The sequence below is a fragment of the Thiobacter sp. AK1 genome, from assembly GCF_039822265.1.
Taxonomy (GTDB): domain Bacteria; phylum Pseudomonadota; class Gammaproteobacteria; order Burkholderiales; family Thiobacteraceae; genus Thiobacter; species Thiobacter aerophilum.
Genome location: NZ_JBAJEX010000009.1, coordinates 1 through 26,959, shown reverse-complemented (window position 1 = coordinate 26,959; position 26,959 = coordinate 1). Strand labels below are relative to the sequence as shown.

Sequence of the window (26,959 nt, the reverse complement as noted above, 5' to 3'; positions counted from 1 at the left end):
TCGTGATCGTCTGATTTCGTGCTTTATTCGTTGGAGCCCAGCTGGATCGCGGTGCTCACCAGCTGATGCACTCCACCCACCATGCTCATAGGGAAGCCGTAGTAGGGGAGAACCTTGGTGAACTGCGCCTTGCAGATGGCGCAGATGGTGGCCATGAAGTTGACCTTCCTGTCATCGACCACCTGCTTCAACGCCTGCATCCGCGGAAGGGCACCCTTGACGCGGACTTCCATCAGGTCGTCCGTGAGCAGGCCGCCACCTCCTCCGCAGCAGAAGGTGCCTTCGTAGATGGTTTCCGGCGCCATATCGTAGAAGTGGTTACAGGAGGCCTTGATGATTTCGCGGGGGATGATGAACTGCCCGCCGGGGATGTCGCCCATGCGCGAGGCCCGAGCGACGTTGCAGGAATCGTGGAAGGTCACGATGCGATGATCGTTGGCCGACTTGTCCAACTTGATGGCGCCTTTCTGGATCAAATCCCAAGTCACTTCGCAGATGTGGGAAGGCTGCTTGTAACGATGATCCAGCTGTTGCTGCAGCGCTTTACCGAAGGGGTCTTCAGCGCCGGCGCCGACACCGATCAGGGTGTTCCAGAAGCTGTAGGCGACGCGCCAGGCATGGCCACATTCGCCCACCACGATGCGTTTGACACCCAACTCCAGGGCCGCCTCGCGGATGCGCAAGGCGGCTTTGCGCATGTTTTCGTAGCTACCGATGAAGAGGCCGAAGTTGCCTGCTTCGGAAGCCGTGGAGGAAAGCGTCCAGCTGATGCCGGCGGCGTGGAATACCTTGGCATAGCCGATTAGGCTCTCCACATGGGGCTCGGAGAAGAAATCCGCTGAGGGCGTGACCAGCAGCACCTCGGCACCTTTCTGGTCGATGGGTAGGCGCACGGGCACGCCAGTGTCGGCGAGGATGTCCTCTTCGAGACCGGCCAGGGTGTCTTCCAGGGCAGGTCCTGGCAGACCCAGGTTGTTACCGATGCGATGCAGCTTGCCCAGGATCTCGTTGGAGTACTTCTGGCCACGTCCGACGGAGTCCATGATCTCCCGTGCGGCCATGGTGATCTCTGCGGTGTCGATGCCATAGGGGCAGTACACCGAGCAGCGACGGCATTCCGAGCACTGATAGAAGTAGCTATACCACTGGTCCAACACTTCCTCGGTGAGGTCGATCGCACCCACCAGCTTGGGGAAGTATTTGCCGGCAAAGGTGAAATAGCGGCGATACACCTTCCGCACGAGTTCTTGCCGCGCCACTGGCATGTTGTTGGGATCGGCGGTGCCCAGGTAGTAATGGCACTTGTCCGTGCAGGCACCGCAATGGACGCAGGCGTCGAGGAAGACCTGTAGGCCGCGGTATTTCTGGAGCAGCTCGCCCATGCGCTCAATGGCGCGTTCCTTCCAGTTGGGAAGGAGTTCGCCCGGGTAGCCGAGCTGTTCTTGGATCTTGTCTCCCGCAATGAAGGACTGGACGCCCTGCATCGCCCCCGGCTTGACGGAAGGAATCGGCAGGGTTGCGGTATCGTCTAGCAGTTTCGGTGTCTCGAAGGTCGGTCCGGCCACGTTGATCCCCTAAACCTGTCTCGTCATTTTTCCAGTTCGGTAGCCCAAGGCGCCAGGTGACGATGCTCGCGCGGATCATCCACCTGATTGCGGCTGGGGCTGAAGAACACGCCGGGCGCGTGCAGCAGTTTGCTGATCGGGAAGATGATCATCAGCGTGGCCACCAGGGCCAGATGGGCCATCAACAGCGGGTCTTCCGGCAGCGGATTGATCTCGAAACGCATGAGTCCCAGCATGAAGATCTTGAGACCGACGACGTCGGTGTGGGAGACGAAGGTCATGCCCATGCCAGTAAGACCGATGCCGATCAAGAGGAGCAAAATCAGATGGTCGGACAGGGTGGTGATGTAGCGAACACGGTCCACTAGAAAGCGGCGTGCCCACAGCCCGATCAGACCGGCCACCATGGCAAAGGAGGCGTACTTGCCGGCAGCTTGCACGAACTCGAAGGACACGATGTCCCACACGGGGTATTGGAAATAGCGCAGATGGCGGAACAGGACGACGGCTAAGCCCACATGGAACAGCCAGCCGAAAATCCAGATCCATTTGTTGGACTTGAACAGGCTCTCGAACAGGACGACTTCGCGTCCCATGCGCATGATCACACCGGCCTTGGTGGTGGGCGCCGGTGTGGTGGGAATCTTGAGGGGGGCAGGGGTCTTGGCGTACTGATAGATCTTACGCGCCAGGCCCAGCACCAGAATGGCGGTTGCCACGTAAAACAGGGCCGCAAAAAATACCGTCGTTGTTGTCATCACCAGCCTCGGAACCAAATCGCAGGTTCACGGCGAGCTGCGCAGGTTGCACCTGCGCAGCTACCGCGTCAACGCACCTTAGATGCAGCCGGTCGGCTTGGGCAGACCGGCGATCTTGCACGCCTGCTTGGCCGGACCATAGGGGAACAGCTCATACAGGTATTTGCTGTTGCCTTTCTCGGGCCCGAGCTTCTTGCCGATGGCCTTGGTCAGCACGCGGATGGCGGGAGCGATCTGATAGTCGTTGTAGTACTCACGCAGGAAGTTGATCACTTCCCAGTGGGCGTCGGTCAGCTCGACCTTTTCTTCCGCGGCCAGGTGCTTGGCCACTTCCTCGTTCCAGTCGGCCAGGTTGACCAGGTAACCTTCTTCGTCGGTTTCGTACACTTTGCCGTTGATTTCGAAGCTCATTTCGATCTCCTTACTTGAAAAATATGAAGCACTACAACCAGGACTGGTTGTTACGATGCTCCGCCACCAAATCCACAAAACCGCCGTAATCCACCAGCTTGATGCCGTCGATCACGCGATCTTGCATGCCACGCGCTTCCAGGTCGGGCCACAGGGCATAAACTTTGATCTTGCCCATGACCGCCTTGAGCGAATTCTCCGCGATGTTGCCCTTGGTGGCCGCATACACGCCGTCTTCGGTAAGCAGCAGCGCTGCCCCCTCCTCGTGCACGATCACCCGCAGGCAGTTCTCCAGCGTCCGGTTTTCGAACGGGGATTTGTTCACGATGTGCAGCATTCCGTTCCTCCCCTCAGAAGCTCAGCACGACGTCTTGCTCGGCCATCAGCTTGGCCATGCCGGCGGCGTCGAGCACTTGCACGTCCACCAGCAGATCGTCCACGGTCAGGCCCCGCTCTTCCAGCGATTCCTTCAACACGTAAAGCTTCTCGATGTCGTAGCCTTCCAGCGCCCGGTAGGTGGGGGAGAAGTTCTTGACGTCGATGGCCTTGGTGTGCTGGCCCTTGACGATCTGATACACGCCATCGTCAAGGAACACGAGGCTCACATCCTGATCGAAGGCGGCACTGATGAGCACCACTTCCAGCCCTTCCAGCGCGTAGATCGTGCCATAGGGAGCCTTGCGGTTGACGAACATGAACTTCTTGACGATGCCGGAGCCTTCGTCCTCGAAGTCGATACCACCCGTTGCTTCCGTCATGTCTTCCCCCATCAGTCGCCAAACACCACCAGACGATCGGCCTGGATACCGACCTCAACCAGCTGGCCGAGACCGGAGATACGAAAGCCTTCTGCCAGGTTCTCGTCCTTGATGCCGCGGCGCAGCGCGGCCGCCACGCACACCACCAGATCGATGTTGTGCTCCTTCGCGAGCTTTTGCCAGCGATTGACGATGTGACGATCGTCCTGCGGCGGCTCGGTCAGGCGGCTGGAGTTGTACACCCCGTCGTGATAGAAGAAGACGCGGGGGACCTCGTGGCCTTTCTCGATCGCAGCCTTGGCAAACTGATAGGCGGTATCGCTTGCCTGGTGCTGGTAAAGACCCTCGTTCACCAGAATGCCAAATTTCATCCAAAACCCCTGATATTTGTAGTGTTTTTTAATGGCATCACCCCCGCCCTCGGACGAGGGCCGGGGGATGCAACTACGATTAGAAGCGGATGTGCGCCGAAGCGTTGAACGTGACGCGGTGGCCCTTCCAATCATCAATGTGATACTTGGTGAAGGGCAGCCCGGTCTTCTCGAAGAAACGGGGCCAACCGATACGGTCGATCCAGTCACGCATACGCTCCCAGGGACGGGCATCCGCCTTGTACACCGAGAGGATCTTCTTCACCACGGCCGACACCTCCGGCCAGCGCGGGGCGTTGTTGGGCAGGCCCGCCGCCACCAGCTTGTGGAAGGTCGGACGGGAACGGGCGTTGGAGTTCTTGCCGCCCACCCAGATGGCGATCTTAGAGTGCTCCGGGTCGTTGATCTGCATCGGCGGGCAGGGGGGATAGCAAGCACCGCAGCAGATGCATTTCTTTTCGTCCACTTCCAGGGAGGGCTTGCCGTTCACCAGCGCCGGACGGATGGCGGCCACCGGGCAGCGCGCCACCACGGCCGGCCGCTCACACACGTTGGCCACCAGATCGTGATTGATCTTGGGCGGCTTGGTGTGTTGGACGATGACGGCAATGTCCGCCTGCCCGCCGCAGTTGATTTCGCAGCAGGAGGTGGAGAGCTTGACGCGATTGGGCATTTCGCACTTCACGAACTCATCGTAGAGCTCGTCCATCAAGGCCTTGACCACGCCGGAAGCGTCGGTGCCGGGGATGTCGCAGTGCAGCCAGCCCTGGGTATGGGCCACCATGGATACGGAGTTGGCGGTGCCACCGACCGGGAAGCCGGCCTCGGTGAGGGCTTTGATGAGGGGCTCCACCTTCTTCTCGTCCGCCACCATGTATTCGATGTTGGAACGGGCGGTGAAGCGCACATAGCCGTCACCATACTTGTCGGCGATCTCGGCCAGCTTGCGGATGGTATAGGTATCCATCTGGCGCTGGGTACCGGCCTTCACGGTCCAGATCTCGTCGCCACTTTCGGCACGGTGGTAGAGCACGCCGGGGCGAGGATGGGAATGGAATACCCACTTCCCATAGTTCTTGACCATCACCGGGTGCATGTACGGTTTGGGATCCGGCGCCCCGGATTCGATCGGTTGGCGAAGTTCTGCCATAAGGTTTCCTCTCTTGTTTATGCCTGGGGTTGCAGGCCCACCCTCCCGGGTGGGCGCTCATACCGTTAAGCTCAGCCCGCCTTGGCGGCAGCCTTGCGCTCGTTCCACTTGGCGACTTCTTCGTCCCAGCCGTCGGTCCGCACGTAGGGGTTGGAACGCGGCTCGAGGATCATGTGCGGATCCACGTCGAGGCCGATGCCCTCGAGGAAGTTCACCAGACCAATACGATCGATCATCTCGCCGGTACGCTCGTGCTCCAGCGCGTTCTCGGCGAAGAAGTCGAGGATGTTGCGGGCCAGCTCGTTCAGCTTCTCGAAATCCTCGTCGGATTCGAGCTTCATGAACGGGATGATCACGGTGCCCATGGTGGCACCGATCTTCAGCACGCCCTTGCCGCCCACCAGGATGGTCACGCCCTTGTCCTTGCCGGGCAGCAGACCGCCCGGGATCACGTTCAGGCAGTGCATGCAGCGCACGCAGTTGTGGTTGTCGATTTCCATGCAATCCTGGGCATCGACCGCGGCGACGGAGTAACCATCCCCCTTGGCGACCTGATCCTTCGGCACCAGCCGGATGGCTTTGGTCGGGCACATGTTGATGACCTGGTTGACGAGCTCAGTCTTGCCATGCTTGGCCACCCACTCCTGCACCAGGCCTTCGTTCACCTGGATGTTGTCGCGCCAGGTGCCGATGGTGGCCATGTCGGAACGTTGGATGGCGTTCACGCAGTCGTTGGGGCAGCCGGAGAACTTGAACTTGAACTTGTAGGGCAGGGCCGGACGGTGCATGTCGTCCAGGTTGTTGTTGATGACGGTACGCAGGGCGCGTGCCTCGTCATAGCAGGACATTTCACAGCGGGCAGCACCCACGCAGGACATGGAGGTGCGCAGCGCCGGACCGGCACCGCCCAAATCGAAGCCATGCTCGTTGAGCTCGTCGAAGGCCGCCTGCACGTTCTCGGTCTTGATGCCCTGGAACATGATGTCGCCGGACTGGCCGTGGAAGGCGATCAGGCCGGAACCATACTTGTCCCACACGTCACACATCCAGCGCAGCAGATCGGAAGTGTAGTGCATGCCCGCGGGCGGCTGCACGCGCAGGGTGTGGAACTCGGCGGCATCCGGGAAGAGGGGCTGGTCGTTTTCGTCTTTGAGCTCGGTGAAGCGCGGAATCACGCCGCCGCCGTAGCCAAACACGCCGACGGTACCGCCTTTCCAGTAGCCTTTCCGGGTGCGATAGGAGGTTTCCAGCTGACCCAGCAGGTCAACCATCATGTCCTTTTCCTTCGCGAGGCGCTTGAGGCCCGTCACGAAGCTGGGCCAGGGGCCACTTTCCAGTTGGTCGAGCAAAGGCGTTTCGATCATTTGTTTTGCCATGGCGTTTTCTCCACTTCTCAAGCGTTGAACTGACAACCCAAGGATACTGCGCGACTCGCCCAAACCGGCCAAGCTGGCGCCGCTTTGCTTGGGAACCCGGCGGGCCCGAAGGCCGGACCCGCGCTTCGTGGCGAAAATCTTATGCCCCGCGATTTTAGGTCGCTACTATTCTGAATAGTTAGCCCGGACCTACCCAAAAGGGGTATACGGGCTTCCCCCGATTGGTTAAAAGCGGGCCAAAGGCCGCCGGCTACCTTGATTCGACGCAAGGGAGCCATTACCTTATCGCGAAAGCCGAAACTCTAGCATAGGTTGTGGATTTTGCAATCGGATCAGATCACTAGCCTGGCCAAATTCACCTGCCAGCCGTTTCGTCAGGAAGTGGAGGTGCAGCAGGTGGAGCACGCGGCCGGCTATGTGAGTTTGCGGCTGCGCATCCGCGAAGGGAAACGTTTTACCGTGTTCGACATCGACGCGCCCACCGCGGCCTACTGGGGCCAGATCCTTACCGATTGGGCGCGCGGCCAAGGAGAGACAAAATAGGCTGGTTGGCAGATGAGGGCTTTGTCGCGCCTGTGGTGGACGAGGCCGCGGTCACCGACGTTCAGTTCGAGCTGAAAGGGCGGGGTTTGCCCCAGGACCATGGGTTGCTGCTCTATCGGGCGTTGCGGGAGCTCGCGCCCTGGATCGCGCAAGAGGACCTCTTGGCCATCCACCCGATTCAGGGTGCGGACGTGGGCGGCGGGCGGCTCATGCTCAACCGCCGGGCCAAGCTCGTCATCCGGGTGCCGCGCGAGCGGGTAGAAGACATCCTGCAACTAAGTGGGCGCAGTTTCGAACTTGCCGGCGAACGGTTCCAGATCGGCGCGGGGAAGGTGCGACCCCTGACCTTACATACGCCGCTTTATGCCCACTTGGTCACCACGGGCAGCGCCGACGAAAAAGCCTTCGCCGACGATATCATCCGCTTACTGGATGAGCTCAAAGTCGATACCCGTTTCATCTTGGGGCGACGTCAGGCCCTGACCACGGAGCGCGGGACGGAATATGGCTATAGTGTCATGCTGCACGGCCTGCCCATCGAGCATGCCATCATGATCCAGCAGCGGGGGCTGGGCACCAATCGCAAGCTGGGCTGCGGGATTTTCATCCCGCACAAGTCCATCACGCCCGTTTCCTGAGCGCCCCCGCGAACAATTGGGAAACGCGCCGGAGTAGCCGGTGCATTGATAAACCTGTGTCAGAAGGAGCTGATCTATGGGTTATGTGATCGACGGTGTCGAGTACGAATACGATGACGAGAAATTCCTGCTCGAGCCGATCATGACGGAGGAAGCCGCCAAGGTGATCGCCGCTGCGGAGGGCATTGAGCTCACGGACGAGCATTGGATGGTCATTGAGCATCTGCGCAATGAATATCGGGAAAAGGGGCATACGCCCAATTTCCGTAACCTGGTCAAGGAAATGGACGAGCTCAAGCCCGGCATTGACTGGAAGAAGCGGCTGTATGATCTGTTCCCCATGCAGCCGGCGCGTCAGGCGGTGCGTATCGCCGGTCTGCCCAAGCCCTTCGGTAAGGGCGGCTACTGAGCGCGCGTGGCGCGGCGAAAGGCCGGCGCGAGCCGGCTTTTTTCTTGGAACAGGGCATGACCTACAACACATTGATCAGCACCGAGGCCTTGGCGGCTCACTTGCACGATCCCGCCTGGGTGATCGTGGATTGCCGCTTCACCCTGAGCGACACGGAGGCGGGACGACGGGCCTACGCGGCCAGCCACTTGCCGGGGGCGCGTTACGCCCACTTGGACGAAGACCTGTCGGGACCGAGAAATGGCCGCAATGGTCGCCATCCCCTGCCGGAGCCGGGCGTCTTCGCCCAGACCCTCGGACGTTGGGGCATCGACCGCACCAAACAGGTGGTGGTTTATGACGACAGCTTCGGTTCCATGGCGGTGCGGCTTTGGTGGATGCTGCGCTGGATGGGGCATGACGCGGTGGCCCTGCTCGACGGTGGCTTCCCTAAATGGCAGAGGGAGGGACGGCCTGTCACCAGTGAGCGACCCGAGGTGACCCCGGCGGTGTTCGTGCCCAACCTGCGCGAGTCGCTGCGGGTGGACACCCAGGTCGTGCTGGAAGCCAGCCGCACGGGTGATCGCCTGATCCTGGATGCCCGGCCAGAGATGCGTTTCACCGGGGAGATGGAACCCATCGACCCGGTGGCGGGTCACGTACCGGGTGCAATCAATGTGCCTTTCGACGACAACTTGGATCTGGGGGGCACCTTTCTTCTTCCCGAGGAATTGCGGGCCCACTACGAAAGCCTGCTGGCGGGGCGCCGCCCGGATCAGGTGATTCTGATGTGCGGCTCGGGCGTGACGGCCTGCCACGATCTGCTGGCCATGGAGGTGGCGGGACTTAAGGGCGCGAAGCTTTATCCCGGGTCCTGGAGCGAATGGATCGCCGATCCCGCCCGGCCCGTGGCCACCGGAGAATGAGATGGCGATACGCATCAAGACCACTTGGTTCAAGAAGGACGCCGGCCGTGCCAACGACGAGACGGCAAGCGTGCTCGCCCTCAACATGTGGAAGCAGGCGTCCAAGGCCGTGGACGACATATCCAAGGCCGACTACGACATCGTCCATCTGGGACGCGGCTTCGGCATCATTGCTGAAATGTGCGCCTTCATGCTGCACATCGCCGACCGCATGCTCTACGGGCGCGTGGACGAGGAAAGACGGGCGGGACTGATCGCTGCGGCTGGTGCCAGGCTGGCGGACTATGTGGACCAGAACATTCGGGATCTGGCACCGGATGAGGAACATAGCCGTGATTACGCGGCGGAGTTCCTGGATTTCCTCAACCGACGCGGGGCGGATTACGCCACCTTCGATTTTCCCGCGGACGAACCCAATTTCGCGGTCAAGCGCTATCTCGCGAACATGATCCGCGAGCGGATGGAGGCGCAGGACCAGATCTGGATCATCGATCAGGTAATCGAGTTCCAGGCGCCGGAGGCGATCGAAACCGTGAAAAAACTGATCAATGGCTTCTTCCCCAAGGCGGCGTGATGGCAGGGCCCTTCGACCTCGGTGACGAGACGGCCTACCGCGCCTGGCGCGATGCCAAGCTCGCGGCCTATCCCCGTTCCGTGGACGAGCTGGTGGTGACGGTCGGTGATCCGCGCCAGCTCACAGCGGCGGAGCACGCGGCCATCCTCGACCGCTGCCGGCGCGCCAACATGGCGATCTATGTGAGTGGCCATCTGGAAGCCGACAAGGCCCTGCCGCGCCGGCTGGGGCAGCAATTCGGGCTTGCGCGCCTGGACCGCAACCTGCTTGCCGATGAGGATGCCATTAGCACCCTGACCGTGGCGGAGGAACAGGACGGCATGCGGGGCGAGTACATTCCCTACACTAACCGCCCCATCCGCTGGCATACCGATGGCTATTACAACCCGCCCGAAAATCGCATCTGCGGCATGATTCTGCATTGCGTGCAGGCTGCTGAGCGCGGCGGCGAGAACCGGCTGCTCGACCACGAGGTCGTGTATATCCTGTTGCGCGACCGCGACCCGGAGTACGTGCGCGTGCTGAGCGAGCCCGACGTGATGACCATTCCCGCCCGCATGGACGAAAGTGGCGTGGCGCGCCCGGCCCAGACCGGCCCGGTGTTTTCCGTACTGCCGGACAGCGGCGCGCTACACATGCGTTATACCGCCCGCACGCGTAGCATCCAGTGGCGCGAAGGCGCCGCCGTGCGTGCCGCCGTGGCGGCCCTAGAGTCCATCCTCGCGGAAGATTCCCCCTTCGTGCTGACGGCGCGCCTCGAACCCGGCATGGGGCTCATTTGCAACAACGTGCTGCACGACCGCTCCGGCTTCGACGACAGCCCTGCCCGGCGGCGGGTGATCTATCGCGGCCGCTATCTGGACCGCATTCGCGGCACGGAAATGCAGCCTCAGGCGTAGCCATGGGCGCGCCCGGGGGCGGGCGGTTGATTTCCGCCCGCCGATGCGGGATGATGCGCGCCCAGTCTTATCATGGCGGGCCTCCCCGCATTGCAAGGCGGTGAACCTGGTCAGGTCCGGAAGGAAGCAGCCATAGCCGCTCACTGCAAGTGCCGGGGATAAGGCTCGCCACCCCCATTCCCGCGTTGCCGCGCCCCCGGTGGGCGCGGCGCTCGACCCCGCGCATGATCTGGGCCCGAGCAAGATCTGGGGTAGAATCTCCTTATGCCTTATCAAGTCCTCGCGCGCAAGTGGCGCCCCAAGAGCTTCGCCGAAATGGTGGGCCAGGAGCATGTGGTGCGCGCCTTGTCCAATGCGTTGGACCAGCAACGCCTACATCACGCCTATCTGTTCACCGGCACGCGCGGGGTGGGCAAGACCACCCTGGGGCGCATCCTGGCCAAATGCCTCAACTGCGAGACCGGCATTACCTCCAAGCCCTGCGGCGTGTGCGCCGCCTGCACCGAGATCGACCGCGGCCGCTTCGTGGACATGATCGAACTCGATGCCGCCTCCAACACCGGCATCGACAACATGCGCGAGGTGCTGGACAACGCCCAATACGCTCCCACCGTGGGCCGGTTCAAGGTGTACCTCATCGACGAGGTGCACATGCTGTCCAAGGCGGCGTTCAATTCCATGCTGAAGACACTGGAGGAACCGCCGGAGCACGTGAAGTTCATCCTTGCCACCACCGATCCCCAGAAGATTCCGGTGACCGTGCTGTCGCGCTGCCTGCAGTTTAACCTCAAGCAAATGTCCCAGTCGGCCATCGTTGGCCATCTGGAGCGGGTGCTCTGCGAGGAGGGGATCGCCTTCGAAGCGCCTGCCTTGCGGCTTTTGGCGCGTGCCGCCCAAGGGTCTATGCGGGATGCCTTGAGTCTCACCGACCAGGCCATCGCCCACGGCAGCGGACGGGTGCTGGAGGCCGAGGTGCGCGCCATGCTGGGAGTGGTGGATCAGGGCTACCTGTTCGATCTGCTGGACGCCCTGTTGCGGCGCGAAGGCGCGGCGCTGATTGGGGTGGCGGACCGCATGGCCGAGCGCAGCCTGTCCTTCGACGGCGCCCTTCAGGATCTGGGCGTGTTGCTGCACCAGGTGGCCTTGGCCCAAACCACGCCGGAAGCGCTGGCCGACGATCTGCCAGAGCGGGAACGGATCCTGGGGCTCGCGCAGACCTTATCCCCGGAGGAAGTGCAACTCCATTACCAGATCGTGCTGCTCGGGCGGCGCGACTTGCACCTGGCGCCCGACGAATACGCGGGTTTCACCATGACCTTGCTGCGCATGCTGGCCTTTCGGCCCGAGTCGCCCGGCGATCTGGCGCAGGCGCCTGCCGCTAGGGCGGCTGGTGTGCCGGCTCAAAAAAAAACTGAAATGCCCGCGTCTGCGGCGCACACCCCTCACGCCGTGGCGAACCCGGCGCGCCCTGCCGCCGTGGCCGCCACACCCCCTGCCAAGGCTCGAGCCTTCGATGGCGACTGGATCGCTCTGGTGGAGCGGCTGCGTCTGTCGGGCATGGCGCGCATGCTGGCGGAGCACTGCGTGCTCGAATCCTTCGAACAGGGCGTGTTGCGACTGGTGGTGCCTTCCGAGCACCGGCACCTGAGCGAAAAGCCTTATCAGGATAAGCTCTGTGGCGCGCTTACGGCGCATTTCGGCGAGCCGGTGAAGCTCGTCATCACGGTTGGCGCGCCAAGCGGCATCACCCCCGCCCAGCAACAGCAAGGCGAGCGCGCTGCACGTCAGGCGCGGGCAGTGGAAGCCATCGAGCAGGATCCCTTCGTGCGGGAGCTGGTGGAGCAGTTCGATGCCCGGGTGATCGAATCCAGCATCAAACCGATTCAGTAATAGGAGAAAGCGATGATCAAGGGTGGCTTGGGCAACCTGATGAAACAGGCCCAGATGATGCAGGAAAACATGAAAAAGATGCAGGAGCAGCTGGCAGCCATGGAGGTGGAGGGCCAGGCCGGCGCGGGCATGGTGAAGGTGGTGATGACCGGACGTCATGACGTGAAGCGCGTCAGCATCGATCCCAGCTTGCTCACGGATGACAAGGAAATGCTGGAGGATCTGATCGCCGCCGCAGTGAACGACGCGGTACGCAAGATCGAGGCCACCAGTCAGGAAAAACTCGGCGCCCTCACCGCGAGCCTGGGTCTGCCGCCGGGATTCAAGATGCCGTTCTGAGCCTGCTCGGTGCCCCTGGCGAGCCGGGTTCGTGTTCGTGAATCGTGCGGGTCGATCGAATTGAATAACCCTTCCACCCTCGACGCACTCATCGAGGCCTTGCGCTGCTTGCCCGGGGTTGGTCCGAAGTCGGCCCAACGCATGGCCTATCATTTGTTGCAGTATGATCGGGAAGGGGCGGCGCGCTTGTCCACAGCCCTGGCCACCGCCTTGGCTCAAGTGCGCCACTGTCGGCTGTGCAACAGTTTCACCGAAGACGAAGTCTGTCGCCTGTGTCGCTCGGGTACCCGTGACGCGAGTACCCTGTGTGTGGTGGAGATGCCAGCGGATCTCATGATGATGGAGCAGACCCAGATCTACCGCGGCATGTATTTCGTCCTGATGGGCCGGCTGTCACCCCTGGACGGCGTGGGTCCGCGGGAGCTGCACCTGGAGCGCCTGCTCAAGCGTGTGGAAGACGGCCAGGTACGCGAGGTGCTGCTCGCCACCAATTTCACGGCGGAAGGGGAAGCCACCGCCCATTACATCGGCGAGCTGCTCAAGGGGCGTGGCTTGAGAGTGACCCGGATCGCGCGCGGCGTGCCCGTAGGCGGCGAGCTGGAATACACGGACGCTGGGACCCTGGCCCAGGCTATCCTGGAGCGGCGGGAGCTTTCCTGACGGGAGGCGGCATGCAAAGCATCCTGATCGTCAACCCCAAGGGTGGCAGCGGCAAGACGACCCTGGCCACCAATCTTGCGGGTTTCTTTGCCTGGCGCGGCGACCGTGTGATCCTCGGTGACATGGACCGTCAGCAGTCCAGCCTGCACTGGCTGTCTATCCGTTCTCCTCATTTGCCGCGTATCGAGGCCTGGGATGCCCGCGATGGGGACCTCACTAAAGCCCCGGCAACGGATTTCCTGATCCTCGATGCACCGGCTGGTATTCATGGCAAGACACTGGCCAATGCCCTGAAGGCGGCGGACAAGGTGCTGGTGCCGGTACCGCCTTCCTTGTTCGATATCTGGGCGGTGGCGGACTTCTTCCAGGACCTAAAGGAACACAAGGCCGTGCGCAAACACGCGGTGCACATCGGCGTGGTGGGAATGCGCGTGGATCCCCGCACGCGCGCGGCTGCTACGCTGCAGCATTTCTTCGAGAAATACGAGTTGCCGGTGATCGGTTGGCTACGCGACACCCAGGTGTATGTGCAAGCGGCTGCGCTGGGGGAAACCTTGTTCGACCTGCCGCGCGCCCAGAGCGAGCGCGAGCTCGAGCAGTGGCTGCCGTTGGTGGATTGGGTGCGCCGCTGATCAGGCGGCGGCCTGCTTCAGCGTTTCGATCACATTGTCCACGGCGCGATCCATGAGCGGCACATCCTCCAGCAAGCGGGCGGTGCCGATGCGGAACGCGGCTTCCAACTTTTCCCGCGGCATCGTGGCGCCGCGCTTGCCTTGACGGTCGCAGAAGAGATAGGCGCCGCGCAGCGGGCTGATCCACTTCAGCCTGGCCTGGAGGGGTTCCATCCCGGTGTGGCGGAATTCCACCCACATGCCGGGTTTAAGCGCGGCCACTGCTTCGCGTGCTATCTCCGCATCGATCTCCGGCGCCGTCGTCGTTTCCGCGCCATCGGCCCCAGAGGCGGTAGGGGCGAATGCCTCCTCCTCGGCCCAGCCCACGCCGCTGATGGTGATTTCCTCCACTTCCACCTGCCCCTCGTCGTCGGCCGGCGTGAGGATTTCCAGCTTGACAGGCGTGGCCTGGGGTTTGGGGAATTTGAGCACCACTGCCGTTTCCCGCGGCGCGGGCGCCGGCGTGGCGCTCTCCTGTGCGAAGCCAGCGGAAACGGCGCTGGCGTGGCACTTCACCAGCTGGCTCAGGAAGCGGTCGCGTACTTCCTCGCATGTTCCCGCGGCTTCCATGCCGTTCTTCAAGCGCTTGAGCAGCGAAGGTAGGATCTTGATGAGGTGCTCCCGATCCTCGCGGGTGGGTTTGGGTCGGGTGCTCCACACCAGCTCGTCCATGGTGGCGAGCGCCTCCTGCCACGCGGGGCCATCGCCACCTGCTTCGATGCGCGCGCGACAGAGCACCTCCATCCAGGTTTCGCACAGGAAGGCGCGCACGGCTTCCGGCAGTTCGCTTTCACGGGCGCGACGCTCGATGGCCGCCTGCGCCGCTTCGCGGGCTTCTTCTGCCGCCAATTCCCGCTGCTCCCGCGCCACGATCAGGGGCGTGGCGGCGGCCACCAGGGCCTCGGCCTGCCGTTCCTGTTCTTCCAGGAAGCTCTGGAACTCGGCGAGCGCGTTCTCGAACACTGCGAGATCGTCCTCGAACTGGTCGAGGATGGTCTGCACCAGGCGCTCGATCTGGCGATAGAGCGGATCATCATGGTCAAAGGTGCCCTGCCAGCCGATGGACGCCTCGCCGATGAGATTGAGCAGACGTCGGGTGGGATGGGTTTTGCGCGAGAAGAAGGCCGGATCGATCATCGCTGCCTTGAGCACAGGAATCTGAAGGCGGCCGATCAGGGCCTTCACTGCGTCGGGTACCCGCGCGTCGTCGAAGATGTAGTCGAATATCATGGCCACCACTTCGATGGTCATGGCGGAGGCCGGCCCGAGACTATCCACTGGCAGCGCCTCACGGATTTCGCGCAGCACGGCCACCGGCGCACCGGCAGCGGCTTGCGCCAACACCGGGATGCGCTCCGCGCCTTGTCCATGCTGTAGTTCGGTGAGCTGGGTGAGGATTACCGGAGAGCAGGCGGCGGGTGCCGGTGTGGCTGCTACCTCGCTAGCGCTTTTGCTTGCCCCGCCCGCGGCGATGTCGGCCGGCCCGTGCGCCAGGGTCGCGCTGGGGAGCATCCCGCCTGGAATCAAGCCGGCGGCAACCGCGCCCAGCCCGGCGGGCATCCCCCCAGCCTGGGGCAGAGCGCCCCGCTGCGCGGCGCGCGCAAACCATTGCTGCATGGCGGCAAACACATCACCATCGGCTTGCGCGGCCTGCACCGCCTCCACCGCGGCCTGGGCGGCAAGGGCGGCGATTTCCGCCGTGTGGGTGTGGCCACGGCGGATTTCGCGGCGGATGCGCGGCAGCACGCCTTTCTCGATCAGGTATTGATTGATCTCATGATAGGTCGAGGCTACCGCGTCCTGCATGTGCTTGTCCCACATGGTGACCAAAAGCAGCCGGATCTTGAGGGGGGCCTCCGTGTCGCGGCAGGCCGCCATGTAGGCTTCGGCCAGCACCGCGGGATCGAAGGGGTGCTTCACCCGCTGGAATTCCGGATCGTGCAGCAATAGGCCTACCCGTTTTTCCAAGGCGGCGAGCTCTTCCGTGCAGGTATGTTTGATCTTCGCCGCTATCTCCTGGCTGGCGATGGACTCTTCCAGATCGTCCGGATCCACGAGGGTGAACTGATCGCTCTCCAGCGGCTGCACCTGCCCTGTCTTGCGCTTGTGCGGCAAGAGGGCAGCCTGCATGCCCCCTTGCAAATGCTCGCGGAAGCGCTTTTCGATTTCCTCGGCACGCATGCGCACTAGGCTCATGGCCTCCAGATGGAGCTGCTCCATGGCGCGCTCGGTGGATTTCTGGGCGAGCTGGAAGAATTCCTCCTCTGCCTTTTCGAGCATCGCCTTGAGGGCGCCTGAGAGGGTGCCCAAGGCAATCTGCATGCCGCGATCCAGCAGACGACGTTCTGCCGCGGTAGGCTCGTTGCGGCAGGTTTCCAGGGCGTTCAGGCGTGCATTAGGGTCGGCACCTTCCATGTTGCTTCTCCGGGTCCTAGGTGACATAAACACTCTGCCAAGGAGAGCACCGGGGGAGAGCACCGGAGGAGACGCCCGGCACCAGCCGGTCGGCGCGACACCCAGCAAGCCCGCTGCCATGGGAGCTAAGTTCCGTTAGGCCGGTGCTTTTGCGTCGCCGCCTTTCGGCGGCTTTGCCCTTGGTAGATGTCCGTTCTCGGGTACGGCGTGTTTGCGCCGTGACCCGTCGCTTACATCGGTCACGGGGCGCGGAACTTTAGGCCGGTCGCAAGTGACGGTTTCGTTAAGGGGAGGCTTAACAGCCCGTTGAAAAAGTGTTCTTCGAACGCAGCAGCGACACTGATTTCGAAGAAACGAGCCGCCCAGACGCGGGTGGGCAGCGATTGCGACGTGCATTTCGGCCTGTTTGCAAGCCGTTTTGCCCATTTCGGGCGCACGGATCCCACGGTTCACGCATGATGCGCGTCCCACCAGCCGCCGATGGAGCCCATGCGCACCAGGTTGTAGGTGGCAAAGCAAAGCAGCGCCTGGCCCGTGAGCCTGGCCTGGCCGATCAGCTTGGTCTTGGCCAGGCCGCCCACGGTCTTGATCCAGCCAAAGGCTTCCTTGATGCGCTTGCGCACCTTCAGACTGGTCTTGTCGCCCTCGTGGCGCTTGATGCGGCCATCCACCGCCGAGTGCTTGTCCTTGGCCGCCACGTGCGGCGTGATCCTGAGCCTTCTGCAGCCTGTGATGAAGTCCTTGGTGTCGTCGCCCTTATCGGCCCCGACCGTGGCGCGCTTGTTCTTGTTGCCCCGGCGCGCGAGCATCGCCAGCGCCGCTTCGCGCTCTGCGGTGCCGCTGGCATGGGTGATCTCGACATCCACGATCAGCCCGTTGCGGTTTTCCATGAGGATGTGCCCCATGTGGCACAGGCGGGACTTGTCCCCTGGGGCTTTCTTGAACAGCCGGGCATCGGCGAAGGTGGAGTGATCCCAGACCTTGTCCTCGATGTTCAGGCCGACGAACCAGCGGTAGAGCAGGTTGTAGTCGATCGCCTCGACCAGCAGCCGCTCGCTGCGGATGGAAAACAGAATCTGCAGCAGCAGGGCCTTCAACAGCATCTCCGGCGGCACCGAGGGGCGGCCACGGCGGGCGTAGACCGCTTCGAATTCATTGTCCATGCTCGCCAGCAGCGCATCGACTACGGCGCGCAGCTTGCGTAGCGGGTGGGCCTGCGGCACTTGCTGTTCAAGGCTGATGTAGCTGAACATCGCCCCCTGGAAGTTTTGGTTGCCTCTCATCGTGCTCGTCTCGGTTGTTCTCGGGTGGCTTCCAATCGTAATGGCCGACGCAGGCGCCGGCGGGGGATTTTTCAACGGCTTGTTAGGTCGTGAGCCGTCGGTAAATGTCGGCGACCTTTAAAGGAAGTTTTCGTACGTCGTCGATAATGGCGTAGTGCGCGGCGCCGTACATGTGGGGCAGGTAGTCGCGCGCTTCTTGGTCGATGGTGATGCAGAAGGAATGAATACCAGCCCGCTTGGCCTCGATTAGCGCCTGACGCGTGTCCTCGATACCATACTGGCCGCGATAGACATCGAAATAGTCGTCAGGTTTGCCATCCGAGAGGGTAATGAGCAGTTTGGTTCGGGCTTCCACGCGGCTAAGCAAACGGGTGAGGTGTCGAATGGCGAAGCCCATACGGGTGTAGTCTTGGGGACGGATGCCGCTAATGCGCGCCTTGACGAGTTCGCCGTAAGGCTCGTCGATTTCCTTGATGCGGTAGAGTTCGCAGCGCTTGCGGGTCTGACCGGAGAAGCCATAGATACCATAGCGGTCCCCCAGTGTCTCCAGCGCCTCGCACAGGAGAAGCAGCGTCTCGCGCTCGGCATCGTTGATCCAGCCGCGAGTCGAGCCGCTCATGTCCACCATGAACATGACGGCAATGTTGCGCTCGGCGCGGTGCATGCGGGTGAACAGCCGATCGGACATCTCGCGGCCATCGCGCGCATCCGCGAGGGCTTCCACTAGGGCGTCGATGTCCACCTCGTCGCCATAGGGTTGCCGCTTATACAGTTTGTTCTCGTCACGCATGGCCTCGAAGCTGCGACGCAGGTGTTTGACCACGCCGCTGTAGCGTGCGAGCGTCTCGCGCGCGAAGTCGTCGTACACCGGTGTGACGTCTTTCTCGCGCATTACGCACCAATTCTTACGGTAATGCTGTCGACCAAAATCCCATTCGTCGTAAAGCGTCGCGCCGATTTCGTGATAGGCACCCTGCCAGACGTCGTTTGGATCCGGGGTCTGCTCCTGGTATAGGCTGGGATCGTATTCGCCTGGGCCGGCTGGCGTGAGGTATTCATCCGGGATGTGGCCGAGATCGAGCTGGATCGAAGTGAGCAGAGCCTTTACGTCTTCCGGAGCAGGCAGGGGTACGCCATCCAGCATGAGTTCCATTTCCACCGCGCCGGAAGCGGCGTCCTCTTCCTGCTTGAGTTGGAAGTGGGGCACTGGTATTTGGGTGGGGGCGTCCTTGGCAGGGAGGGGATGACCGTGTTCTTCCGCGAGCTGCGCCAGTTTCACGCGCAGTAGCGCCTTTTCCCGTTGGATGCGGGCAGCCATGCACTGGGCCACGGCCTCGGGCCGGATCTCGCCCTGGTAGCAGAAACGGGGCGGGTCTGGTTCCTCCATGGCCAGCGGGAGTAGGCGCAGGCTGTCCTCGACGCTTGCGTGTGGATCGGCGAGCGTATTTGCGTAAATCTGCCAAGTAGGCGAGAGGCGGTCCTCGTTCAGCAAGGCCTTGAGGTACTGCATGTCGCGGTACAGCCCCGGCAGCTCGCGGCGAATGCAGGCTTCGAGGCGCAGGGTTTCCAGTGCCGTGAATACGCGTAGCGCCTGTTCGCGACGCGGGTGCGCTGAAAGGGCGTTTTGCAGATCGAAGTGGAACGTGCCAAAGCGCGTTTGAGCCCAGAGCACGGTGACGGTGGCCTTGGCGAGGCGGAAGTTGTCTTCCAAGGTTTCCAGTTCCGCAATGACAGTGGGCAGAAACAGGGTTTCGCTGTCGGTGTAAGCCACATCGCCTTGGGCCAGATTCAGTCGGCGACCGGAGAGGCCACGCACAAAGTTGAAAAGAATGCCATCGATGTCTTCGAACAGGGCGCCGGCGACCCGCGCATGACGTTGGGCGGCGAAGCCATCCACGCCCTCGATCACCAATAGCGCGGCGCGTAGGCCGCTCTTGTCGTAGCTGTCCATGGCGTGCAGCGCCCAGGCTTCGATCATGCGCCAATCCATGCGTCCCAGCAGGGCGGGAGCACGCCGCGCGAACTGGTAGGCAATCTCGATGTTGGTGGTGGCGATGCGACGGATCCAGTCGAGCAGGAAATTCTGTTCACCCCGCGGCCGCCGGGCGATGTCGGCGGCGAGCTCTTCCACCCGGTAAAACGTGAATTCCACGTCCAGCCATTTCTCGAGGGACGGGAGAATGTCAGCGATGTCGAGACTCGCTTGAACCGACATGGCGCTCACCACAGCTGTGTCACGCCAGGAAGGAAGTCATGTTGGAGCGGCGGCATGGCTGCTTGTCTCGGCCCTCGGTCCGCACGAGGCAAAACTCAGAACAAGGATGAGGAAAGTTCCTGCACGGCGGCCAGCATTTCTGCGTCGTCGGTGATCGCCTCGGCGATGGCCGTCCGGCACGCGGTGATTGGCGCGATGCCGGCGGCAATCAGTTTGCCGGCATGGACCAGTAGGCGGGTGCTGGCTCCTTCTTCGAGCCCACTGCCTTTGAGGTTGCGGGTCATGTGGGCGAATTTCACCAGCTTTTCCGCGGTGGCGGCATCCACACCGGCTTCCGTGACCACGATCTTGCGCTCCAGCTCCGGCGAGGGATAGCTGAATTCCAGCGCCACGAAGCGCTGGCGCGTGCTCTGCTTGAGGTCCTTGAGTACGCTCTGATAGCCAGGGTTGTAGGAGACGGCGAGGCAGAAGCGATCGTCGGCTTCCACCAGGAGACCGAGCTTTTCCATAGGCAAGGTGCGTCGGTCATCGGCGAGGGGGTGGATCACCACCATGGTGTCTTTGCGGGCTTCGACGATTTCGTCCAGGTAGCAAATGGCCCCGGTCCGCACCGCGCGGGTGAGAGGGCCATCGACCCAGGTGGTCTCGCCTCCCTTCACCAGAAAGCGACCCACCAGGTCCGATGCGGTGAGGTCGTCGTGACAGGATACCGTGATAAGCGGACGCTTGAGGCGCCAGGCCATGTACTCCATGAAGCGGGTCTTGCCGCAGCCGGTGGGACCCTTGAGCAACACCGGCAGTTTGTTGCGGTAGGCGGCTTCGAAGACCGCCACTTCGTCACCGGTCGGCTCGTAATAGGGCTCTCTTTCGATGAAGTAGGCCTCGGTATCTAGCGTTCGCGCGTTCATGTTCAGTCCGAAGCGTGCTTGTACTTGTCTTCCAGCTCTTCCACAGGAACGGTTTCCACCGGGCCGATCTTTTCGACGATTCTATCCAGGATCTGTTCTCGTTCCCGTTTGCGCGCCAGGCGTTTTTCCAGGGCATCGGGGCGGATGGGAATGCTCATCTCGTTGAACATGACCTGCCGCAGCAGCCGAAAACCGAACTGCATGAGAGCAATGTCATCGGTCTTGATCTTTTCCCGGGTCTCGGGCTCCACCTCGTATAGGTCATTGAACTGCGCCGAGGTGGCGAAATCCCGGAATTGATCCAGGTCGTAACAGGTCATGAAGAACATCTGCAGACTGCGCTTACTCGGCTTGCCCACGGTCGGACCCGCCGATTTCTTCTTCAGGATGAGCTGGCGCCAGCCGCGGCTCAACTCGTCGTATTCTTCCAGACCCTGTTCCTTGCGGTATTCGGCGATGGTGAGCTGGCGTGCTTCGTTGTGGCCAAGGCAGTGGTTCTCCTTGATGATGGCATAGGCCTCGCGATCGAAGTTTTCGCCCTGGCGCCGGATGGAGAGTAGCCCCACCGGATAGTAGCGGCAGGCGGTGGGCCGGTCTTCGTACACGCTGCACCCTTGCTCGGTCATGAAGCGGCATGCTGTCCCACCCTCCACGGGCTTGAGCTTGACCCCGGCGATGCCGTCCTTCTCCATTTCGTAGGGAAACGTGTAGGCCTTGAGGAATTCGCCCGAGCTCATGTTGAGCCGCTTCTTGAGGCGCAGGATGTCATAGGGCGTGAGGGAGATGTCGATGTTCTTGCAGCAGGCATTGAAGCACGCGATGTCCTTGTGGCAGTGGAACTGGATAACGGTTTCCGGCTGCAGAAGCTGCGGCACGACGGGGCTTGGGGGGAACGGCGAATCCTTGACTTCGAAATCTTCCATGGCACGACCTCTCATGGGCTACAAGAAAAAGCATCCATTCGGAGATGAACGCTAAAGCACATTCATATCATGCCTCTGCCGTGGGCAAAAGCATGCCGTGAATAGTGTTTTGTCGCGCCGAAAGAAAACCGGGCGCCTTGCGGCGCCCGGCTTCCCGTGCTCGGCTGTGTGCCGACCGCTCAGTGGGCCGCGGTCTTGAACAGCTTGGACTTGTCAACCAGATCGTAGTGCTGACGCTTGAACACCGTCCACTTCTTGGTGTTCTTGTCATAGACCGAGTTGACGAAGCACTTCCAGTTCTTCTCGTCGATGAAGTTCTTGTCGGCGCGGTAGTAGAAGCCCGGGTAACGGGTCTCTTCCCGGAACTGGATGTGCTTCATGTGGGCTTCCGCGGTCAGGATGCGGTGGTAGTTCTCCCAGGCACGCAGCAGCTCGTGCAGGTCTTTGGCACGCATCTTCTCCGCGTCTTCTTTCAGCATTTCCAGCTTCTCTTCCGCCACTTTGAGCATGTGCTCGTTGGTGGTGTAGTAGGTGGCCACACCCGCCACGTACTCGTCCATGATCTTTTGCAGACGGAACTGGAGCATCTTCGGCGTGATGTAGTGCGGGTTCACGTCGATGGCGGTGGTGTAGTCCTTGTACTGCAGGAAGTTGCGCACCGGCTTGTAGATCTCCTCGACCAGTTGCTCCACCGGGGTGTCGAGTTCTGGTTTCAGATCCTTGTGGTCGATGCAGTACTTGACCATCGCCTTGGCGGCGATCCGACCTTCCGCGTGGGAACCGGAGGAGAACTTGTGGCCGGAAGCCCCCACGCCGTCGCCCGCCGTGAACAGGCCCTTGACGGTGGTCATGGAGCGATAGCCCCAATGCCAGCCTTGCGGCAGGTGCGCGGGGATCTTGTCCTTTTCGGGGTGATCCTCGGTAGTAGGCGCTCCCACGTCTTCGGGGCCGGACACCCAGATACCACAGCAGCCGGAGTGAGAGCCAAGCAGATAGGGCTCGGTGGGCATGAGCTCGGAGTTTTTCTTATCCGGCTCAATGTTCTCGCCCACCCAGATGCCACACTGACCGACGCACATGTCGAGGAAGTCTTCCCAAGCTTCCGCTTCCAGGTGTTTCACCTCACGCGGCGAGAGGGTTTCTTTCAGTTTTGCCAGCGCGGTCACCGTGTCCATGTAGATGGGGCCACGGCCTTCCTTCATTTCCTTCAGCATCAGGTGGTTGCGCAGGCAGGATGCTGGCACCGCGGCTTGCCCATAGGGCGGGTAGTCGTTCAGGAGATCCTTGTTCTTCTCCATGTAGACCTCGCCCAACGCGTTCACCGCCTTGGCCTTGAACAGGAGGAACCAGGCACCCACCGGGCCATAACCATCCTTGAAGCGAGCGGGAACGAAGCGGTTCTCCATCATGGTGAGCTCGGCGCCAGCTTCCGCGGCCATGGCGTAGGTGGAACCGGCGTTCCAAACCGGATACCAGGCGCGACCCGTTCCTTCACCCACCGAGCGTGGGCGGAAGATGTTCACGCAGCCACCGGCAGCCAGCAAGATCGCCTTGGCCTTGTACACGTAAACCTTGTGCTCGCGCACTGAGAAGCCCACCGCACCGGCGATACGGTTTTTGTCATTCTTATCGTTCACCAGCTTGACGATGAACACGCGCTCTTGGATGCGGTCCATGCCCAGGGCTTTCTTGGCGGCCTCGGCCACGATCCATTTGTAGGATTCGCCATTGATCATGATCTGCCACTTGCCCGAACGCACGGGCTTGCCACCATCCTTGAGAGCAGGCAGACCTTTGGAGCCGTCATGGCGCTCGCCGTTCTCATCCACCTTCCAGATGGGCAGGCCCCACTCTTCGAACAGGTGCACCGACTCGTCCACATGGCGGCCCAAGTCGTAGGCCAGGTCGTCGCGGGTGATGCCCATCAGGTCGTTGGACACCATACGCGCATAGTCGGCCGGGTCCTGCTCCGGGCCGATGTAGGTGTTGATCGCGGACAGACCCTGGGCCACTGCGCCAGAGCGATCCAAGGCGGCCTTGTCCACCAGCTTGATCTTCAGATCGATGCCGAGCTCTGCCTTGGCGGCTTCTGCCCAGCGCACGACTTCATAGGCGGCGCCACAGCAGGCCATACCGCCACCAATCAAGAGGATGTCCACTTCCTCTTGCACGACTTCGGGATTGCCAAATTCACCAGCCATTGTTTGAGTCTCCTTGCTGCGGTTCAGCGTGGCATGCGGCCCGCTCCCTCCCGCAAATTGATGTCCAACGATTTACTTGCGAATCAGCTCAGCCGGGTTGCCGCCACGGAAACCACCCACCGAAACGAAGAAGCCAGGTTTGGTGATGTCGGCCAGTTTTGGCATCGGCTTACCACCATAGGGATCGATCGAGCCTTCCGGCGTGGTGCGGATGGGAAACTTGAACCGCTTGAGGGTGCCGTTACGGAACTTGATAGTCCACATGATGGAATCGGTACCGCGCAGGGGTTGTACGGACCCGCCGAGAGGAACGATGTCCGCATAGTGGCGCACCTCGATGGCCTGCTGCGGGCAGATCTTGACGCAGGAATAGCACTCCCAGCACTGCTCCGGTTCCTGGTTGAATGCCTTCATGGCATGTCCCGTTTCGGAGCCGTCCTTGTCGAGCTTCATCAAGTCGTGCGGGCAGATGTACATGCAAGCGGTCTTGTCCTGACCCTTGCACCCGTCACATTTGTCGGTGCGAACATAGGTTGGCATTTTGTTCCTCCAGTTGATGCAACACAGTTGAAAAAGGCCGGCTGTTGCGAGTGCCGGCCAGGCCTTCGAAACTACTTGGCAGAGTGTCCCTTGAGCTCGACCTTGACGTTTTCCTCGGCACTCAGGCTCGCGTAGTAGCGCTTGAGTACCTGAGCCACTTCGGGACGGGAGAACTCGACGGGCAGATCCTTGCCTTCCGATAGCATGGCCCGCACCTTGGTGCCAGACAACAGGATGCGATCATCCTTGGAATGGGGGCAGGTGCGCATGGAGGCCATGCCGCCACATTTGTTGCACCAGAACGTCCAGTCGATCTTGAGGGGCTGGGTTTCCAGCGAGCCCGGCGGAATCTCGTCGAAGATCTTTTGCGCGTCGAAGGGACCGTAATAGTCACCCACGCCCGCGTGATCGCGCCCGACGATCAGATGGGAGCAACCATAATTCTGACGGAACAGAGCATGCAGCAGTGCCTCGCGCGGCCCGGCATAGCGCATGTCTAGAGGATAGCCGGCCTGGATCACGGTATTGGGCACGAAATAATTGTCGATCAACACTTTGATGGCCTCGGTGCGGACTTCGGCAGGAATGTCGCCGGGCTTGAGCTTGCCCAGGAGGGAATGGATGAGCACGCCATCCATGGTTTCCACCGCGATCTTGGCCAAATACTCATGGGAGCGATGCATGGGGTTGCGGGTCTGGAAGGCTGCCACCCGCGTCCAACCCAGAGCTTCGAACTTGGCACGTGTCTCCGCCGGAGTGAGGAACTGATCTCCGTAGCGAGCCTTGAAACCACCGTCCGAGAGCACCTTGACGGGTCCGGCGAGGTTATATTTGCCCTGAGCCATCACCATCTTTACACCCGGATGCTCGAGATCCGTGGTTTTATAGACCATCATGCACTCATGGGCCTTGTCGATGGTGTACTTGTCCGTCACCTTCATGGTGCCCATGATCTCGCCGCTTTCGCCATCGACTAGAGCGACCTCGTCCCCTTCCTTGACGTCCTCGTCGTCGGTGGAAAGCGTGATAGGGATGGGCCAGAACAGGCCATTTGCCATCTTGTAGCCATCGCAGACGCCTTGCCAGTCTGCTTTGGTCATGAAGCCATCCAGCGGGGTGAAGCCGCCGATGCCCATCATTATGAGATCACCGGTTTCCCGGGAGGTCATGCGGATCTTGGGAAGGGACTGGGCGCGGGCAAGTTCGGCCTTAAGGGCCTCCCCCGACAGCAGGAGGGGCTTGAGATTGCCGCCCCCGTGGGGATTGACCAGCTTGGGCATGTTATCTCCTCTCCGGATGGTCAAGGGTGGTGTTTTTGGAGGCTCGAAGCATAGCACGGAAAAATCGGGCCTCCCTATCCAACTATTTTATGGTCGGATTAGACGGCCTTGACCCTAACAGGGCTAATAACTGACTGAAAAACTAAGAAAAAGGGGCTGGAGCGCGCCAGGGAGGGCGCGCCGGCGAGCATCAGGCGTCGTAGAAGGCGGGCATGTCGGTTTGTTCCACCTCGATCACGTCCACCCAGGCCGGCAGGTTCACACCGCCTGCGGCAGCCAGTTTCTTGACATCCTCACGCACCATCTTCCAACGGTTGAACAGGCAGTCTGCGATCTTGCTCATGCCCATGTCGTGGTAGGAGTTGTGCAGGTCGCCCAAAGTCCGGGCAAAGGATTCCAACTGCTCCAATTGGTTGCGGGGATAGCCTTGGCGAGTCGGATCGGTGTATTTCACCAGTTCGCGCCGCACCGCGTAGAGGAAGGCCCGCTGGCCATCGGTCAGGTCGCTTTCCGAGCGCGTGACGCCTCCGTGGTGGAGTACCTCGTCGATGTATTCGTTGAGGCGTTTCCCGAAATCAAATTTGGAAAAATCCATGCTTTCCTCCGTGTTTGGGTTGATGTGCGGCTGCGTGGCTATCTTCCCTCGGTGCCCCGGGCTTTGTCTAGAGCGGAACGGGCCCCGCTTATGCTAGGGTAGATCCAGGTCAAGAAAGTCCGCATGCAAGGCAGTGCGGTCGGCGGACAGTACCGGCACGGTGATCAAGGTGCGGGCGCGGCGTCTGGCATTGCCGTAGGCGTCCGCCTGGATGCTGGGGCCACAGCCCTCGGGAGCCAGCACAAGGGCGCGCTCGTCTTCAATGACCTCGATGACCACATGCGGCTCGCTACGGTAGAGGACGCGCAGCCCAATGAGGCTGCGCAGCTGCTCCACGGTGATTTCGATGGGGCCCCGTTCCATGGAGCCACCCTACAGCCAGAGGCCAGGCTGAGTCAAACCGGGCCCGGGCCCAAGGGGGTGGCCGCTGATTGTGGGCGAACACAACGTGTTGACAAGCCGGCGAGGGCTTTGCTATAGTTCCGCTTCTCGGCGCGGGGTGGAGCAGTCTGGCAGCTCGTCGGGCTCATAACCCGAAGGTCGTAGGTTCAAATCCTGCCCCCGCAACCAGATTCCCGCTTGCCTCGTCCCTTGGGCGGGGCGGCTTGCTCTTTAACAAACGAACAGCCGATAGGTGTGGGTACCTGATGCTTAGGGTGCCTGGTTTTCTGGGGCTTTTAGG

28 protein-coding genes, 1 tRNA gene, 1 other RNA gene and 1 riboswitch are annotated in these 26,959 nt (G+C 61.6%); of the genes, 12 read left to right on the top strand and 18 right to left on the bottom strand.

Features of this window, described 5'->3' with window-relative positions:
- Window positions 1-23: 23 nt before the first annotated feature.
- The 8 genes from dsrK to dsrA all read right to left on the bottom strand — a co-directional run bounded on the left by dsrK (window position 24) and on the right by dsrA (window position 6,389).
- Entirely contained in the window at window positions 24-1,565 is a 1,542-nt protein-coding gene (dsrK, locus tag V6E02_RS10495) for a sulfate reduction electron transfer complex DsrMKJOP subunit DsrK (protein WP_347308751.1), read from the bottom strand.
- A 23-nt stretch (window positions 1,566-1,588) separates the two neighbouring features.
- Window positions 1,589-2,323: a respiratory nitrate reductase subunit gamma gene (locus V6E02_RS10490; protein ID WP_347308750.1), complete on the bottom strand. Its 735-nt coding sequence runs from the start codon at window positions 2,321-2,323 to the stop codon at window positions 1,589-1,591.
- A gap of 78 nt (window positions 2,324-2,401) precedes the next feature.
- On the bottom strand, window positions 2,402-2,734 hold the full coding sequence (locus V6E02_RS10485; RefSeq protein ID WP_347308749.1) for a TusE/DsrC/DsvC family sulfur relay protein: 333 nt from the start codon (window positions 2,732-2,734) through the stop codon (window positions 2,402-2,404).
- Window positions 2,735-2,765: 31 nt separating this feature from the next.
- On the bottom strand, window positions 2,766-3,071 hold the full coding sequence (tusB, locus tag V6E02_RS10480; protein ID WP_347308748.1) for a sulfurtransferase complex subunit TusB: 306 nt from the start codon (window positions 3,069-3,071) through the stop codon (window positions 2,766-2,768).
- Window positions 3,072-3,084: 13 nt separating this feature from the next.
- Complete coding sequence (tusC, locus tag V6E02_RS10475) at window positions 3,085-3,492, bottom strand: sulfurtransferase complex subunit TusC (protein WP_347308747.1); 408 nt, start codon at window positions 3,490-3,492, stop codon at window positions 3,085-3,087.
- A gap of 11 nt (window positions 3,493-3,503) precedes the next feature.
- The gene (tusD, locus tag V6E02_RS10470) at window positions 3,504-3,863 is read right to left on the bottom strand and encodes a sulfurtransferase complex subunit TusD (RefSeq protein ID WP_347308746.1); all 360 of its coding nucleotides are present in this window, start codon (window positions 3,861-3,863) and stop codon (window positions 3,504-3,506) included.
- Window positions 3,864-3,942: 79 nt separating this feature from the next.
- Complete coding sequence (gene dsrB, locus V6E02_RS10465) at window positions 3,943-5,013, bottom strand: dissimilatory-type sulfite reductase subunit beta (RefSeq protein ID WP_347308745.1); 1,071 nt, start codon at window positions 5,011-5,013, stop codon at window positions 3,943-3,945.
- A 71-nt stretch (window positions 5,014-5,084) separates the two neighbouring features.
- Complete coding sequence (gene dsrA / locus V6E02_RS10460; RefSeq protein ID WP_347308744.1) at window positions 5,085-6,389, bottom strand: dissimilatory-type sulfite reductase subunit alpha; 1,305 nt, start codon at window positions 6,387-6,389, stop codon at window positions 5,085-5,087.
- A 321-nt stretch (window positions 6,390-6,710) separates the two neighbouring features.
- Between dsrA and V6E02_RS10455 the strand changes: the two genes are divergently transcribed.
- The 11 genes from V6E02_RS10455 to V6E02_RS10405 all read left to right on the top strand — a co-directional run bounded on the left by V6E02_RS10455 (window position 6,711) and on the right by V6E02_RS10405 (window position 13,878).
- The gene (locus V6E02_RS10455; RefSeq protein WP_347308743.1) at window positions 6,711-6,932 is read left to right on the top strand and encodes a DUF6967 family protein; all 222 of its coding nucleotides are present in this window, start codon (window positions 6,711-6,713) and stop codon (window positions 6,930-6,932) included.
- Window positions 6,933-6,937: 5 nt separating this feature from the next.
- Window positions 6,938-7,570 carry a type I-MYXAN CRISPR-associated protein Cas6/Cmx6 gene (gene cas6, locus V6E02_RS10450; RefSeq protein WP_347308742.1) on the top strand — a complete coding sequence of 211 codons (633 nt, stop codon included), beginning with the start codon at window positions 6,938-6,940 and terminating at the stop codon, window positions 7,568-7,570.
- A 76-nt stretch (window positions 7,571-7,646) separates the two neighbouring features.
- Window positions 7,647-7,979, top strand: a complete 333-nt coding sequence (locus tag V6E02_RS10445; RefSeq protein WP_347308741.1) for a TusE/DsrC/DsvC family sulfur relay protein — start codon at window positions 7,647-7,649, stop codon at window positions 7,977-7,979.
- Between the two features lie 56 nt (window positions 7,980-8,035).
- The gene (locus V6E02_RS10440) at window positions 8,036-8,884 is read left to right on the top strand and encodes a sulfurtransferase (protein ID WP_347308740.1); all 849 of its coding nucleotides are present in this window, start codon (window positions 8,036-8,038) and stop codon (window positions 8,882-8,884) included.
- Window position 8,885: 1 nt separating this feature from the next.
- Window positions 8,886-9,458, top strand: a complete 573-nt coding sequence (locus V6E02_RS10435) for a hypothetical protein (protein ID WP_347308739.1) — start codon at window positions 8,886-8,888, stop codon at window positions 9,456-9,458.
- Entirely contained in the window at window positions 9,458-10,357 is a 900-nt protein-coding gene (locus V6E02_RS10430) for a TauD/TfdA family dioxygenase (RefSeq protein ID WP_347308738.1), read from the top strand. The genes V6E02_RS10435 and V6E02_RS10430 overlap by 1 nt, the downstream gene beginning before the upstream one ends.
- Window positions 10,358-10,431: 74 nt before the next feature.
- Window positions 10,432-10,530: signal recognition particle sRNA small type (gene ffs / locus V6E02_RS10425), an RNA gene on the top strand.
- A 91-nt stretch (window positions 10,531-10,621) separates the two neighbouring features.
- The gene (dnaX, locus tag V6E02_RS10420; RefSeq protein ID WP_347308737.1) at window positions 10,622-12,247 is read left to right on the top strand and encodes a DNA polymerase III subunit gamma/tau; all 1,626 of its coding nucleotides are present in this window, start codon (window positions 10,622-10,624) and stop codon (window positions 12,245-12,247) included.
- A gap of 12 nt (window positions 12,248-12,259) precedes the next feature.
- The gene (locus tag V6E02_RS10415) at window positions 12,260-12,586 is read left to right on the top strand and encodes a YbaB/EbfC family nucleoid-associated protein (RefSeq protein WP_347308736.1); all 327 of its coding nucleotides are present in this window, start codon (window positions 12,260-12,262) and stop codon (window positions 12,584-12,586) included.
- 60 nt (window positions 12,587-12,646) lie between these two features.
- Window positions 12,647-13,246, top strand: a complete 600-nt coding sequence (gene recR / locus V6E02_RS10410) for a recombination mediator RecR (RefSeq protein WP_347308735.1) — start codon at window positions 12,647-12,649, stop codon at window positions 13,244-13,246.
- Window positions 13,247-13,257: 11 nt separating this feature from the next.
- Entirely contained in the window at window positions 13,258-13,878 is a 621-nt protein-coding gene (locus V6E02_RS10405) for a nucleotide-binding protein (RefSeq protein WP_347308734.1), read from the top strand.
- Here the strand turns inward: V6E02_RS10405 and V6E02_RS10400 are convergent, their stop codons facing one another.
- From V6E02_RS10400 to V6E02_RS10355, 10 genes are all read right to left on the bottom strand, one after another.
- Window positions 13,879-16,332, bottom strand: a complete 2,454-nt coding sequence (locus V6E02_RS10400) for a DUF1631 domain-containing protein (RefSeq protein ID WP_347308733.1) — start codon at window positions 16,330-16,332, stop codon at window positions 13,879-13,881.
- A gap of 100 nt (window positions 16,333-16,432) precedes the next feature.
- Window positions 16,433-16,520, bottom strand: a riboswitch (cyclic di-GMP riboswitch).
- A 261-nt stretch (window positions 16,521-16,781) separates the two neighbouring features.
- A complete protein-coding gene (locus V6E02_RS10395; RefSeq protein ID WP_347308732.1) occupies window positions 16,782-17,615 on the bottom strand; it encodes a transposase in 834 nt (277 codons plus the stop codon).
- An 82-nt stretch (window positions 17,616-17,697) separates the two neighbouring features.
- Window positions 17,698-19,830, bottom strand: a complete 2,133-nt coding sequence (locus V6E02_RS10390; protein WP_347308731.1) for a nitric oxide reductase activation protein NorD — start codon at window positions 19,828-19,830, stop codon at window positions 17,698-17,700.
- A 95-nt stretch (window positions 19,831-19,925) separates the two neighbouring features.
- A complete protein-coding gene (locus V6E02_RS10385) occupies window positions 19,926-20,738 on the bottom strand; it encodes a CbbQ/NirQ/NorQ/GpvN family protein (RefSeq protein ID WP_347308730.1) in 813 nt (270 codons plus the stop codon).
- A 2-nt stretch (window positions 20,739-20,740) separates the two neighbouring features.
- Window positions 20,741-21,661 carry a YkgJ family cysteine cluster protein gene (locus V6E02_RS10380; protein ID WP_347308729.1) on the bottom strand — a complete coding sequence of 307 codons (921 nt, stop codon included), beginning with the start codon at window positions 21,659-21,661 and terminating at the stop codon, window positions 20,741-20,743.
- 179 nt (window positions 21,662-21,840) lie between these two features.
- Complete coding sequence (aprA, locus tag V6E02_RS10375) at window positions 21,841-23,862, bottom strand: adenylyl-sulfate reductase subunit alpha (protein WP_347308728.1); 2,022 nt, start codon at window positions 23,860-23,862, stop codon at window positions 21,841-21,843.
- A gap of 72 nt (window positions 23,863-23,934) precedes the next feature.
- Window positions 23,935-24,402: an adenylyl-sulfate reductase subunit beta gene (gene aprB / locus V6E02_RS10370; RefSeq protein WP_347308727.1), complete on the bottom strand. Its 468-nt coding sequence runs from the start codon at window positions 24,400-24,402 to the stop codon at window positions 23,935-23,937.
- A gap of 71 nt (window positions 24,403-24,473) precedes the next feature.
- Window positions 24,474-25,682 (bottom strand): sulfate adenylyltransferase, encoded by a 1,209-nt coding sequence (gene sat / locus V6E02_RS10365; protein ID WP_347308726.1) that lies wholly within the window; start codon window positions 25,680-25,682, stop codon window positions 24,474-24,476.
- Window positions 25,683-25,872: 190 nt separating this feature from the next.
- Window positions 25,873-26,277 carry a hypothetical protein gene (locus V6E02_RS10360; RefSeq protein ID WP_347308725.1) on the bottom strand — a complete coding sequence of 135 codons (405 nt, stop codon included), beginning with the start codon at window positions 26,275-26,277 and terminating at the stop codon, window positions 25,873-25,875.
- A 93-nt stretch (window positions 26,278-26,370) separates the two neighbouring features.
- A complete protein-coding gene (locus V6E02_RS10355; protein ID WP_347308724.1) occupies window positions 26,371-26,640 on the bottom strand; it encodes a hypothetical protein in 270 nt (89 codons plus the stop codon).
- 130 nt (window positions 26,641-26,770) lie between these two features.
- On the opposite strand from V6E02_RS10355, the gene V6E02_RS10350 reads away from it, so the two are divergent.
- A tRNA-Met gene (locus V6E02_RS10350) sits at window positions 26,771-26,847 on the top strand.
- The last annotated feature ends 112 nt before the right edge of the window (window positions 26,848-26,959 follow it).